13 protein-coding genes and 1 riboswitch are annotated in these 12,967 nt (G+C 51.9%); all 13 genes read left to right on the top strand.

The features are described 5' to 3' along the window. Nucleotides 1-90: 90 nt before the first annotated feature. The 13 genes from PSTEL_RS14545 (at nt 91) to PSTEL_RS14490 (ending at nt 12,832) form a co-directional block, all read left to right on the top strand. Complete coding sequence (locus PSTEL_RS14545; protein WP_038696349.1) at nt 91-720, top strand: LysE family translocator; 630 nt, start codon at nt 91-93, stop codon at nt 718-720. 35 nt (nt 721-755) lie between these two features. Continuing rightward, nucleotides 756-2,153, top strand: a complete 1,398-nt coding sequence (bcaP, locus tag PSTEL_RS14540; protein ID WP_038696347.1) for a branched-chain amino acid transporter BcaP — start codon at nt 756-758, stop codon at nt 2,151-2,153. A 38-nt stretch (nt 2,154-2,191) separates the two neighbouring features. Beyond that, nucleotides 2,192-3,481 carry a WD40/YVTN/BNR-like repeat-containing protein gene (locus tag PSTEL_RS14535; RefSeq protein ID WP_038696345.1) on the top strand — a complete coding sequence of 430 codons (1,290 nt, stop codon included), beginning with the start codon at nt 2,192-2,194 and terminating at the stop codon, nt 3,479-3,481. Nucleotides 3,482-3,722: 241 nt separating this feature from the next. Further along, entirely contained in the window at nt 3,723-3,899 is a 177-nt protein-coding gene (locus PSTEL_RS27960) for a hypothetical protein (protein WP_169744581.1), read from the top strand. A gap of 158 nt (nt 3,900-4,057) precedes the next feature. After that, complete coding sequence (locus tag PSTEL_RS14530; RefSeq protein ID WP_245624960.1) at nt 4,058-4,459, top strand: DUF2500 domain-containing protein; 402 nt, start codon at nt 4,058-4,060, stop codon at nt 4,457-4,459. 85 nt (nt 4,460-4,544) lie between these two features. After that, complete coding sequence (locus PSTEL_RS14525; RefSeq protein ID WP_038696343.1) at nt 4,545-5,303, top strand: SDR family NAD(P)-dependent oxidoreductase; 759 nt, start codon at nt 4,545-4,547, stop codon at nt 5,301-5,303. A gap of 159 nt (nt 5,304-5,462) precedes the next feature. After that, on the top strand, nt 5,463-5,885 hold the full coding sequence (locus PSTEL_RS14520) for a cell wall hydrolase (RefSeq protein ID WP_038696341.1): 423 nt from the start codon (nt 5,463-5,465) through the stop codon (nt 5,883-5,885). A gap of 74 nt (nt 5,886-5,959) precedes the next feature. Beyond that, nucleotides 5,960-6,349, top strand: coding sequence for a spore coat protein GerQ (gene gerQ / locus PSTEL_RS14515; protein ID WP_245625194.1), 390 nt, complete (start codon nt 5,960-5,962; stop codon nt 6,347-6,349). Between the two features lie 155 nt (nt 6,350-6,504). After that, nucleotides 6,505-7,521 carry a S66 family peptidase gene (locus PSTEL_RS14510; RefSeq protein ID WP_038696337.1) on the top strand — a complete coding sequence of 339 codons (1,017 nt, stop codon included), beginning with the start codon at nt 6,505-6,507 and terminating at the stop codon, nt 7,519-7,521. Between the two features lie 267 nt (nt 7,522-7,788). Beyond that, a complete protein-coding gene (locus PSTEL_RS14505; RefSeq protein WP_038696335.1) occupies nt 7,789-9,105 on the top strand; it encodes a hemolysin family protein in 1,317 nt (438 codons plus the stop codon). A gap of 280 nt (nt 9,106-9,385) precedes the next feature. Then, the gene (locus PSTEL_RS14500) at nt 9,386-10,141 is read left to right on the top strand and encodes a DsbA family protein (RefSeq protein WP_052098500.1); all 756 of its coding nucleotides are present in this window, start codon (nt 9,386-9,388) and stop codon (nt 10,139-10,141) included. Then, nucleotides 10,138-10,578 carry a disulfide oxidoreductase gene (locus tag PSTEL_RS14495; RefSeq protein WP_038696333.1) on the top strand — a complete coding sequence of 147 codons (441 nt, stop codon included), beginning with the start codon at nt 10,138-10,140 and terminating at the stop codon, nt 10,576-10,578. Before PSTEL_RS14500 ends, PSTEL_RS14495 begins: the two co-directional genes overlap by 4 nt. 154 nt (nt 10,579-10,732) lie before the next feature. Continuing rightward, nucleotides 10,733-10,889: riboswitch (cyclic di-AMP (ydaO/yuaA leader) on the top strand. Between the two features lie 125 nt (nt 10,890-11,014). Further along, entirely contained in the window at nt 11,015-12,832 is a 1,818-nt protein-coding gene (locus PSTEL_RS14490; protein WP_038696331.1) for an APC family permease, read from the top strand. Nucleotides 12,833-12,967 lie beyond the last annotated feature (135 nt).

Here is a 12,967-nt window from a genome sequence, read left to right as displayed (position 1 = left end):
TCGATAGTCTTTTCAAGAACCCGTTATTTAATCCATTACCCAATATTACATACAACTTATACCCGTGTTCAGGAAAGGGGCGAATTTAATTTGTTCACATTATCCGGACTTGCACTATTTGCCTTAGCGGCAGTCATTCTGATCCTCATTCCCGGTCCCGATCTGATCTTCGCGGTGACACAGGGGATGACCAACGGCAAGAGAGCGGGAGTCGTTACGGCGCTTGGCCTGGCGATGGGCAATACTATTCATACCTTGGCCGCAGCTCTAGGTTTGTCCGTTCTGGTCAAGACTTCGCCTATATTGTTCACCGTATTTAAAATCGCAGGAGCTTTGTATTTGTTTAACCTGGCGAGAAAGTCGATTAAGTACCGGAAGATGCCCATTACAGCAGCAGAGGGAGAACAAACGGCGAATGACCGGTCTCTGTTTATTAGGGGGCTGACCATGAACGTTTTGAACCCGAAGGTGGCGATCTTCTTTCTGACCTTTCTGCCGCAATTCGTCCATTATGATTACGGATACGTGCCTGTGCAAATGATAACTCTGGGTCTGATCTTCATCGTACTGACGGCTCTGATCTTTGGCGCGCTGGCTTATTTCGCCGGAGCCGCCGCCGGCAGGCTCCTTAAGAATCCAAGAGTAAACGAGGCTGCGAATATCGTCGCCGGGTCCATCTTTACTCTGCTTGGACTTAAACTGTTGACGACATCACCATAATACGACTAGCATGAAGACTGGAGAGATTTTTAAGCATGAACGTTTTTCGTAAAAAACCGCTTGCCATATCTCACGATACCGATGCCAGCAAGCTGAGCAAAACACTGGGCGCCCTCGATTTGACCGCCCTTGGAGTCGGCGCCATCATAGGGACCGGCATTTTCGTCATGACGGGTGTAGCCGCCGCCGAGCACGCCGGACCGGCGCTTGTACTCTCCTTCATTATCGCCGGACTGGCCTGTGCCCTGTCCGCTCTCTGCTACTCGGAATTCGCTTCCAGCATTCCGGTGTCGGGGAGTGCCTATGCCTACAGCTATGTGGCATTCGGAGAGCTTCTGGCCTGGGTGCTCGGCTGGGACCTTGTGCTGGAATATGGCGTGGCTGCGGCGGCGGTCGCCAGCGGCTGGTCCGGATATTTTCAGGGGTTGCTTGATGGCTTCGACATCCATTTGCCTACTATTTTGTCGGGAGCGTATAATGCGGATGAGGGAACACTCGTCAATCTCCCGGCTATTTTCATCATACTGCTGATCACTCTTCTGCTTACGCGCGGAGTCAAAGAAACAGCCCGCTTTAATGAAGCAATGGTTCTGATCAAGCTTGCGGTCGTGCTCTTATTCATTATTACGGGTATCTTCTTTGTGAAGCCGACGAACTGGACTCCATTTATGCCTTTCGGATTTCACGGCATTATGAACGGCGCAGCGACCGTCTTCTTCGCCTACATCGGCTTCGATGCCCTGTCGACCGCTGCGGAGGAGGTCAAGCGGCCTCAGCGTGATCTGCCGATTGGAATCATATCATCGCTCGCGATATGCACGATATTGTACATAGCCGTTTCCCTTGTGCTGACAGGAATCGTTCCTTACCAGAGCCTGAATGTCAGCGACCCGGTATCCTTTGCGCTGCGATTTGTGGGCCAGGATATGATCGCCGGCTTCATCTCGATCGGCGCCATCGCGGGCATGACGACGGTGCTCCTCGTTATGCTCTTCGGCCAGACCCGGCTGCTGTTCGCGATTTCTCGCGACGGACTGCTGCCAAAGAGTCTGTCGGTCGTCAGTCCGAAGACGCAAACGCCTGTCCGCAGCACATGGATGGTGGGCGGCATTATTGCCCTGCTGACCGGATTCATTCCGCTCGACCGGCTGGCGAATCTGACCAGCATCGGAACGCTGTTCGCATTTCTGGTCGTATCACTCGGCGTTATTGTGCTCCGCAAAACCCAGCCACACTTGAAGAGAGGCTTCACGGTGCCTTGGGTTCCCGTGATTCCGCTGCTCAGCGCGGCCGCATGCGCCTATTTAATGATTAATCTGGGCTACGAAACCTGGATCGGCTTCTTCGTGTGGCTGATCGCCGGCCTGTTTATTTACAGCCTCTACGGCTACCACAACAGCCGCCTGAACCAAGAACGCAGCCGCCGGAGCTAAGGTCCCGGCTGCGATTCGAATCGAAAGGAGAGAGAACATTGCCATCTGCAGGTGCCCGCCACAAGATACTGAGAACTCTATTTATTCTGATCCCGGCTGCGCTGATTCTGGCATCGTGTTCGTCTCCGAAGCCGGAACCGTCTCCAAGTCCGGTATTGCCAAGCGCTTCGCCGGAGGAAGGGCAGACGATCACACTGATTACACCGGATGCGTCCAACATTGACTCCTCCAAAACATCCAAATACCAGATCCAGACCCGGCTCACCGACTTCGAGTTGATGAGCGGTACGGAAGGGCTGGCTTGGGGCGTGACCAGGAATTCCCTCAGGCTCTACATGACTCGCGACAACGGAAAGACCTGGAGCAACATTTCGCCGTCATCCACGGTTCAGTTCTCTTCGAACCCTGTGTACGGCAAAGATATATTCTTCACCGATCCTAGTAACGGCTGGATTATCCGGCAGTCTTTCGGCATGATGGAGACTGTGGTGCTGCGGACCCGAGACGGGGGCGCGACCTGGAAGGTGTCCTCCTTGAACCAGGGGAGCGACATCAGGTCGATTTACTTTGTGTCGGCACTTAAAGGCTGGTTATTGGCGACCTGGGACTCTGAAGACGAGCATGAGAGCAAAGCTCTTTATAAGACAGAAGACGGCGGTGCCACCTGGAAGACTGTGATGCAGAACGACCAGTACATGCCCAATTCGCCGCATCCCGCACTTCCGGTGGCCGGAGAGACCGGGGGACTCGTATTCCGCGATTTCAATCACGGATTGAATATCCTGAATCGGTCCGATGGTCCTGAGCTGTATCATTCATTCGATGGGGGGGCTGGCTGGCGTAAAGACACGTCGTTCTCGTCCGATATCAAGAAATTGACGGATTACGAAAAAATCAACGCCGGAACGCCACATTTTTTCAGCTTCAACAACGGCTGGATTCCGGTATCGGCCGGCAAGAAGGGGCAGGACGGAACATTTTGGGGCGGATATTTCACCGCGGACGGGGGCAGCAGCTGGAAATATGTTTCGTTCAATTTAGGGATTCAAACAGGTACCAACGCTGATATTCCGCCTACTTTCTTGAACAATACCACTGGCTGGCGTCTGATCGGCAATCTGCTGTACCGGACGGATGATCAAGGCAAGGTCTGGAAAGCATTATCCACCAGCAGCGTCCTCAAATCGAAGCTCGCCGAATACCCCGAGATCGTGAAGCTGCAATTCATTGATGAGGAAACAGGCTGGCTGCTGATTGAAAAAAGCGAGGACAAGCGCTCGATTCTGCTGCAGACGACTGATGGCGGCCTCAGCTGGCATGTGATGTGATTGCTCGAATCGAGAATAATACACGGTAATGATAAAAGGCGATTTGTTCCGGCAGAGATCGGGGCAGATCGTTTTTTTGTTTAAGAATCTCCTTTTTTAGCAATAAAAAAATTATTTAAAATTTTCTATTGAATGTGAAAAAAATCACACATGTGCCTAAGAGATTGTGATATATTTAACACATAGAAAACAAGTTCATAATTTCACAAAGTCATACATCATATCGATAGGAGAGATTATCATGACAACTTTTGAAACGGATTATGTTACGAAAAACCTGCTTCAGCTGTGCTACAACTGCGAAGATGCTTACCTGTGTGAGACTGAAGAACAATGCATGGCTTGCTGGACAGAGAACGGTATGATTCCTCAGGAAGAAGACGAGACGAAACGTTTGCTGGACCTGGTACATGCATAATCTAGAAAATAACTTATTAATCTGAAGACCGACGATTTCCCACTGGGAGACGCCGGTCTTTTTTGTTGCCTTTCCCCAAGTCTCTCCCGCTATAGCCTGGCATATAATGTAGGGAAGCCCGGTCTGGGCGATCACTTCGGGGCGAGGGGGAATCAGCTGTGAATTTGGGTCCGGATTCATCATGGATGTTTGATTTTGCCGGAACGGTGTTGCCGATCTTTTTCGTCGTGGTGGCGGTTATAGGCGCTCTGGCGGCCGGAAGGGAGCTGCTGGCCTGGAGCCGCAACAACCGGATGCCCGTGCTTACCGTCCCGGCCCGGATTGTCGCCAAACGGAGCGAGATCAGACAGAAGCCGCAGGATGAGGGAAGCCCCGCACGCACCACAACACTCTACTACATCACGTTCGAGCTGGAGAATGGTGAACGGATGGAGCTCAGGGTAAAAGGGGGAGAATATGGAGTAAGTGCGGAACGCGACTGGGGCACTCTGACCTATCAGGGAACCCGCTATCTCGGTTTTACCCGAGAGCCCCATTATTCAAGGTTGGAAGGGCGCTAACAAATTCTATCCTCTGTTTCCGTAATGCGGATTCAGGGGATATATTAGTTTTGCAGACTAGTATTCGGGCAGGAGTGATGAGACCATGACTTTTAGAGACAAGACGGTAATCGTAACCGGAGCCGGCAGGGGAATAGGACGGGGGATTGCCAAAGCATTCGCGGAGAAAGGCGCCCAGGTCGTCATAGCCGAGGTGAACCGGGAGGAAGGCGAGAAGACCGTAAGCGAGATCACGGAGATAGGAGGAATTGCAATGTTCGTCTCCTGTGATGTGAGCCGTGAGGAAGAGATTGCCGCGATGGTGCAGAAGACCGTCTCCGCATATGGGAACATCGATGTTCTGATCAACAATGCCGGAATCGCCAACCCGCATACCGCGAGCTTCTATGAGCTTGGTGCGGATGAATGGGACAAAGTGATGAACACGAATGCCCGCGGCTGTTTCCTGACATCCCGGGAAGCGGCCAAGGTGATGCGGGACAATCCGGACGGCGGGACGATCATCAACATCTCTTCCACACGCGCCTTGATGTCGGAACCGGATACAGAGGCTTACGCAGCGTCAAAAGGCGCCATTTCAGCGCTTACCCATGCGATGGCGGTTACGCTGGGCAGGGACGGCATTACGGTGAACTGCATCCTGCCGGGCTGGATTGAGACAGGCGATTACAGCACGCTGCGCGAATCCGACCATGATCAGCATCCGGCGGGGCGGGTAGGCGTACCTGAGGATATTGCCAAGGCTTGTCTGTATCTGGCTGATCCGGATAACCGGTTCGTGACCGGGGCGCAGCTAGTCATTGATGGCGGGATGACACGCAAGATGATTTACGTTCCCGATTGAAATTTTCATGCACCACTTAGGCGATTGCACATACAATACATCGTGCAGAAGCGGCGGCGCTCTTACGAGTTGAAGCGGATCAGATATGATTGCGGAACTCCTTGGGAAGCCGTTTCTCAGAATAATTCGCTTACGGAGGTACTTGAAGGAGGAACGCTTGTGGCCGTCATTAAAACAAATTCGGAGGACGAGAAAATTCTGGCCCGGCTGATGCGGGCGGAGGCGGAGGAGGATGGGGACCCTGGCATGCTGATGGTCGGCAATGTAGGGGTTAACCGGATTCTCTCGAACTGTCTGGATTTCCGCAATATCCGCTCCATTAATGACATGGTGTTCCAGAGTCCGGGAGGCTTTGAAGCGCCGACCAAGGGCTATTTCTATCAGAGAGCGAGAGAAAGGGATATCCGGCTGGCCCGGCGCGCGATCGGCGGAGAACGGACCCGGCCTGCTACCAATGCCCTTTGGTTCTTTCGTCCTGCGGGCGAATGCCCTGCAACCTGGTATAACCAGGAAAATACCGGCCGCTTCAAGGCCCACTGCTTCTTTAGGCCGACTCAAGAAGATTGTCCCAACGTTTATTGACAACCCTACTTAAGGAGGAATCGAATTTCATGTTGACACAACCCTATCGTCCCGTGACTTACACGATCGGAAGCATGAGCAGCGGAACAGGAACCGGAGTGCCGGCGCCCAGCAACCCGTCTCAGGTTGCCAGCGGAGGCATGATGACCCCTGGAGGAACGGTGGTCAGCACCGCGCAGCCCGCCTTCGAGCAATCTTACATCGAGAACATACTCCGGCTGAATCTAGGCAAAGTCGGAACTTTCTACATGACCTATGAGAATAACAGTGAATGGAACGCCAAAATCTTCAAAGGCGTGCTGGAAGCGGCAGGACGCGACCATATTATAATCAGCGATCCGACAACCGGAGTGCGTACGATCCTGCTCATGGTCAACCTGGATTACGCTACCTTCGATCAGCCGCTTGTTTATCAATACCCCGGCGTGGTCGGCAATCCGCCTGCATCCCGCGGATACCGTTAATTCAAAGCGTGAAGCACATAATATCCGAACGGCATTTCTCCAATATTATGGAGGGTGCCGTTTTTTTTACACATCGGATGAACACTTGTTGCACTTCGGATAATTCGGTACAATTAACCAAATCACGGAGGTAATACCAGAATAGGGGGCTTCGTATGATCCGTTACCCGCATTTGAAAGAAGGGATTACCATCGGAGTGACGGCTCCGTCCTACGGTGTGAAAGCGGAATATCACGATCGGCTTAAGCAGGCGGGCAACCGCTTGAAGGAGCAAGGGTATAGGATGGAATTCGGAGAGACCATCTGGACCCAGAATAAGGCGAAATCAGCTCCTGCACACGTTCGCGCAGCCGAGTTCAACGAGATGATGACAGGTGAGCATGTGGATATGGTGTTCCCGCCCTGGGGCGGAGAACTGCTGATTGAGATTTTGGAATTTCTGGATTTTGATCATTTTAAGGAAAAATGGATTTTGGGTTATTCGGATATCAGTCTCCTGCTGCTTGCGGTTACCTTGTGTACAGGTATTGCGACTGCACATGGCACGAATCTGGTTGACCTTAGAGGCGAGTTCTCGGACCCGACCACAGCCAAGTGGAAGGAGGTGCTGTCCACCCGGATGGGAAAATCCGTCCTGCAGCATTCCTCGGAGAAGTATCAGCGGGAGTGGAGCCGTGACGAGCCTTCGGCATGTATTTTTCATTTGACGGAATCGACTTCATGGAAGATTGTTTCCGGCTCCAAAGTGAATATTAAGGGCCGTTTGTTAGGCGGATGCATCGATGTGATCAGACATCTGATCGGCACGCCTTACGGAAATGTCGGTGAATTCCAGAAGAATTACATTCACGGCGAGCCGATTATTTGGTTTTTGGAGAACTGCGAGCTAAATACCGCCGATTTGCGCCGGACGCTTGTTCATATGAAGCTGGCGGGCTGGTTCGATCATTGCTCGGGCCTTCTGTTCGGGCGCAGCTCCGCCAATCAATCTGTCGATGGATATTCAGCTGAAGATGTCTACGCGGAACTGGCTGAGGAATTGAAATTGCCTGTCCTTTATGATATCGATTGCGGCCATGTTCCCCCTCAAATGACACTTATTAACGGGGCGCAAGCGGTAGTTGAGGTATCGGAGAATCAGGGAACTGTATTGCAGTTTTTTTCACCATAATCCGCGATTTGAACTCATTTATGCCTCTGGAGGCAGCATTGACAGGCTGTTCCCTATTTTCAGAAGGGACGCGCATGCTTGCGGTCAGGAGGTATATATTTATATAATAATGAATAATTCATTACACCCGGATCAAGCAAGGAGCTGAATGCGTTGGGAAATATGTAGCGGAAGGAACGATCGCACTGTCGGTTGTCACCATTTTGAACAAACGAAGGAGGTGGGCCTACCCGCCTGCCTGAATACGTGGACGGGTAGGAACAGAATTTGAGCGACCGTTTACCCGGTTTATTGAGAGTATGTCTGATTTTACTTTTGGTGCTGTTAAACGGATTCTTTGTTTCTGTCGAATATGCGATGGTGAAGGCGCGGGGAGGAAGGATTGATAACCTGGCCGAGGAAGGCAGCGCAAGAGCGTTGTCTGCGCGGCGTATCATCCGTAACCTGGATTCATATCTATCAGCTTGCCAGGTCGGCATTACGCTGTCCTCACTGGCGCTTGGATGGCTCGGAGAGCCTGTAATCGCTACCTTGCTGACTCCTGCTCTGTCGGGGCTCGGCTTTGGGGAGACGGCGGTGCATGTATGCTCCGTAATCCTTGCGTTCCTGCTGATCGCCATTCTGCACATCGTACTCGGCGAGATCGCGCCCAAGACCATTGCCGTGAACAAAGCGGAGAACGTCCTGCTGTTGACGGCGGGGCTTATGACAGCCTTTTTCCGGTTGATGTATCCACTGATCTGGATCGTGAACGGCTTGGCCCACGGGCTGCTGAGGCTGTTCAGACTGACGCCCGTCTCCGAGACGGGAACCGCGCATACGGAAGAGGAAATCCGGATTATTATGCAGGAGAGCAACAAGAGCGGACTGATCGATAACACCGAAATGGCTCTGGTGGACAATATCTTCGGATTTGCGGACACCACGGCCAGAGAGATTATGATCCCGCGGACGGAAATGATCTGCCTGAGCAGTCATCTGTCCGTTCAGGAGAATCTCACTGTCGCCTTTGAGGGTATGCGGACGAGGTATCCGGTATTCGACGGCGACAAGGACCATATTGTCGGATTTATTCATATGAAAGACCTGATTCGCGAGAATATGATGAATTTGCAGGAATTAATCCGGCCGATTCTGACTGTGCCCGAATCCATTCAGATCAGCGCCCTGCTGAAGACGATGCAGAAAGCCAAGACCCAGATCGCCATTCTTATTGACGAATATGGCGGTACTTCGGGACTGGTTACGCTGGAAGACATCATGGAGGAAATCGTCGGCGAGATCCAGGACGAATTTGACCAGGAACGCCCTGAGGTGGAGAAGCTGGGAGAAGATGAATACTCCCTAGACGGCCTGCTGCTGATCGAAGAGGTGAACAACCGTTTCGATCTGCTGCTGGAGACGGAGGATTACGATACAATCGGGGGCTGGCTGTATGCCAGACTTGAAGTGAATCCGCCGCAGAAGGGACAGTCCTACCAGCATGATGATCATTTGTTCGTGGTCGAGGAGACCGACAACAAACGGATTGCCCGCATTAGGCTGCTGAAGGCGGAGCCTCTGGCCGAAGAGGCGGGGGCTTGAAGGGAACCTGGTAAGCCGAAGCAGACGTAAGCAAGGAGAGCGTGACGCCTATATGGGCGTGCGCTCTTTTTTTGCCGGGAAAAAAATGCATAATCACAACCTTAAAGGGCAGAAATAGGTGCATGTCCATGTTCGGGCGCTCTCAGGACAGGAAAGAAGGCTGAGTTCCCTTTCCCTTCCATTTGCAAGGATATAAGCTGAACTATATACTTTTTACTATTACCAATAGAAATCATCTATTGAATATGAAGTCCGACGGGACAGAAAGGAAAGACTTACATTGAGCAATCCGAGAAGAAGAAGCACTCCTTCCAATGCCCAGAGTCAACAAGAGAGGCGGCGACTGGAGCAGGAACGCCAAAAAAAGAAAACGCGAATACTGCTGATCGCCTCAGTGGTTCTGGTCATCGCGATTTTCGCCGGACTGTTTGCCTTAGCCTCCCAAGATTCAGAAACCAAGAACACCGCCTCCACGCCGGCCGAGTTCGACTATTCGACTCTCCCAAGGCTTGGACAGGCCGACGCACCGGTCAAGCTTGTGGAGTTCGGCGATTTCCAATGTCCCTCCTGTGCTCAGTTCACGAATAGCGTCAAGCCTGAACTGATGGACAAGTATATCAATACGGGCAAGGCGGCGCTGTATTTCGTCAATATGTCGTTTATCGGCCCCGACTCCGAGACAGCTTCTCTTGCCGCTCTGTCGGTCTATCATCAGAACAGCGATGCCTTCTGGAAATTCTATGATGCGATGTACGAGAACCAGGGAGAAGAGAACTCAGGATGGGCTGCCGAGGACAAGCTGGTGGAGTTGGCCCAAAAAGAGCAGCTCGATATCGATTACGAACTTCTTCGCACTGATATCCAGAATCGCACCTATGCCGACGAACTGTCACGCGATAACAAGACAGCCTCCGACAATGGGGTGTCAAGCACGCCGACGCTGTTTGTCAACGGGACTGCGGTCCGAAATGCCCTTGCTTTGAACGAAGTGGGAGACGCAATCGAGTCGGCGGCGAAGGCGGCAGAGTCGAAATGAAGGAGTTCGTAAGACGCCACTGTCTGTACCTTGCCTGGTTTGTCTCGTTGGTTGCGGTAGCAGGCAGTCTTTACTTAAGCGAAGTGCTTAAATACGAACCCTGCAAGCTGTGCTGGTTTCAGCGGATTTTCATGTACCCGCAGTTCGTGCTGCTCGGCATTGCGACCTACCGGAACGACAAGAAGATCATTCCCTACATTTTGCCTTTGTGCATAATTGGAGGGAGCATTTCGACCTATCATTACGCAGAACAGAAAATACCCGCTCTTGGACGTATTGCATCCTGCAGCATCGGCGTCCCATGCACCAAGGACTATCTCAATTGGTTCGGATTTGTGACGGTTCCGCTTCTGGCGCTCACGGCATTTGTGCTGATCGGACTGCTGCTCTGGAACGGGAGAGAACGGTCAGTTGAAGAAGACAGCCTTGGAGAATGAAAAATCAAGAGCCTGAGGGATAAAACAAGAGAATGAAAGAGTAGAAGATTTCTTACTGGAAATTTGCGCTTTTTAGTCGGTTTTTCAATTTATTTTCATCTTATTCACTGTTTACTGCTCCGGGTTTATCGACTAATATTAGACCTTGTGAGAAGTTGAATATGCGCTGAATTTTCCCATAACGGAAAAACGGGGGAACCAACATGACCGCCAGCCGGTCAAGGGGTGAATCGGAACCGAAATGTTCGGTCCGTAGGGCTTCCACAGTCCGAATCCGCCAGCTAACCTCGTAAGCCACAGTGGATAATGATCATGTCTTAAGCATGCGGTCATTACCGTATGCTTATTTTTGTGCCTCCATTTATGAAAATTAACCACTGAAAACGGCGCACGGTATTACCGTTTCAACTCACCAAAGAGAGGAACTGGATCCAACATGGTAAGCAGAGTCAAACGGCTGTTGATCGGCCGTCCAAGGAAGTCAACAGAGCTTGAACAGGAGAAATTAAGCAAGCTGAAAGCACTTGCCGTTCTGTCCTCCGACGCACTCTCATCCGTCGCTTATGGTACGGAACAAATACTGCTCGTGCTTGTAACAGTCGGCTTCACGGCGGTCTGGTATTCGCTGCCGATCGCTCTTGCTGTTCTGGCATTGCTGGCGATTCTGATTTTGTCGTACCGGCAGACGATCTTCTCTTACCCGCAGGGCGGGGGAGCGTATATTGTCGCCAAGGATAATCTGGGCGTCTCAACAGGACTGCTGGCCGGCGGTTCTCTTCTGGTGGATTACATCCTGACGGTTGCCGTAAGCGCCTCGGCGGGTACGGACGCGATCACGTCGGCTTATCCGAGCCTGCATGACCACGCCGTAGCCATCGCCGTGACGGTTATCATCATTCTGACGATCATCAATCTTCGCGGCGTGACGGAGTCGGCCTCCTTCATCGCGATTCCGGTGTATCTGTTCGTCCTGTCTATCGTCGTTCTGATCGTGACAGGCGTGATCAAGTACGCAACCGGTGGAGCACACGCCGACGTTCCCGAAATCGGGACGGCCGTTTCGAATGTCAGCCTGTTCCTGCTGCTAAAAGCCTTCAGCTCCGGGTGTTCGGCGTTGACCGGTGTTGAAGCGGTATCGAACGCCATTCCGAACTTCAAGGCTCCGGCTGAGAAGAATGCGGCCAAGACGCTGATGATGATGGGTCTGATCCTCGGTTTCATGTTCACGGGGATTACGCTGCTCGCTTACTGGTTCGGCATTTCGCCCAACGCGAAAGAGACGGTCGTATCGCAGATCGCGGAATCGACCTTCGGACGCGGCTTCCTCTACTACGCGATTCAGGCGGTTACAGCGGCTATCCTGTTCCTGGCGGCCAACACCGCGTACTCGGCTTTCCCGCTGCTGTCGTTCATGCTGGCCAAGGATAAATACATGCCGCATGCCTTCATGGTTCGCGGTGACCGGCTTGGATTCTCGAACGGCATAATTTTTCTGGGTGTCGCCTCTGCGGTTCTTGTTGCAGCGTTCCACGGGGAGACTACCAATCTTATTCCGCTGTACGCAGTTGGCGTATTTATTCCGTTCACCCTGTCCCAGCTCGGAATGATGATCCGCTGGTATAAGCTGAAGCCTGCAGGGTGGAGAACGAAATTTATTGTCAACACCATCGGGATGCTGACAACTCTGACCATTACGATGATCTTCATTATTACGAAATTCTCGAATGTGTGGGTAGCCTTCATCTTTCTGCCGATCGTGATGCTGATCTTCTTCCGGATTCATAAGCATTATATGAATACGGCAGACCAGCTCCGGATTCAGCTTGATGCCGAGAAGCCGGTAATCAAGGGCAGCACGATCGTCGTTCCGGTATCCGGCGTGACGCGCGCGGTGCTTCACTCGCTAAGCTATGCAAAGTCGCTCACCGATAACGTAGTGGCGCTGTACGTCGGCTTTGATGAGGAAGAGATCCGCAAGATGGAGCAGAAGTGGGAGGAATGGAACCCGGGTGTCCGTCTGATCGTGCTCCGCTCGCGTTACCGCAGCATTATACGGCCGCTGGTCAAATTTATCGACACGGTCGAATGGAAGACAGCCTCAACGGACCATATTACGATTCTGATTCCGCAGTTTATCACGAAGCACTGGTGGCAGGCAGTCCTGCATAATCAAACAAGTGTGTTTATCCGGACTTATCTGATGAATCATAAAGATATTGTCGTCGCAACAGTGCCTTATCATTTAAATAAATAGCTTAGTAAGATCTGCTTTGTTCTCAAAGACCGTTCCGGGTTCACCGGGGCGGTTTTTTTGCTGAAAAAACAAAGGTTTTCCGAAAATATCGATTTTTCAGTATCTTTCAAGTTGACATAGATAATGAGAATCAAT

The organism is Paenibacillus stellifer, from assembly GCF_000758685.1.
Lineage (GTDB): Bacteria > Bacillota > Bacilli > Paenibacillales > Paenibacillaceae > Paenibacillus_AQ > Paenibacillus_AQ stellifer.
The sequence above is the reverse complement of the archived record's forward strand: the minus strand, read 5'-3'. Positions and strand labels throughout refer to the sequence as shown.

Coding starts and splice junctions, on each gene's coding strand:
- PSTEL_RS27960 (WP_169744581.1), top strand. CDS start 3,723: ATGACAACTTTTGAAACGGATTATGTTACGAAAAACCTGCTTCAGCTG.
- gerQ (WP_245625194.1), top strand. CDS start 5,960: ATGAGCAGCGGAACAGGAACCGGAGTGCCGGCGCCCAGCAACCCGTCT.
- PSTEL_RS14510 (WP_038696337.1), top strand. CDS start 6,505: ATGATCCGTTACCCGCATTTGAAAGAAGGGATTACCATCGGAGTGACG.
- PSTEL_RS14490 (WP_038696331.1), top strand. CDS start 11,015: ATGGTAAGCAGAGTCAAACGGCTGTTGATCGGCCGTCCAAGGAAGTCA.
- PSTEL_RS14495 (WP_038696333.1), top strand. CDS start 10,138: ATGAAGGAGTTCGTAAGACGCCACTGTCTGTACCTTGCCTGGTTTGTC.
- bcaP (WP_038696347.1), top strand. CDS start 756: ATGAACGTTTTTCGTAAAAAACCGCTTGCCATATCTCACGATACCGAT.
- PSTEL_RS14525 (WP_038696343.1), top strand. CDS start 4,545: ATGACTTTTAGAGACAAGACGGTAATCGTAACCGGAGCCGGCAGGGGA.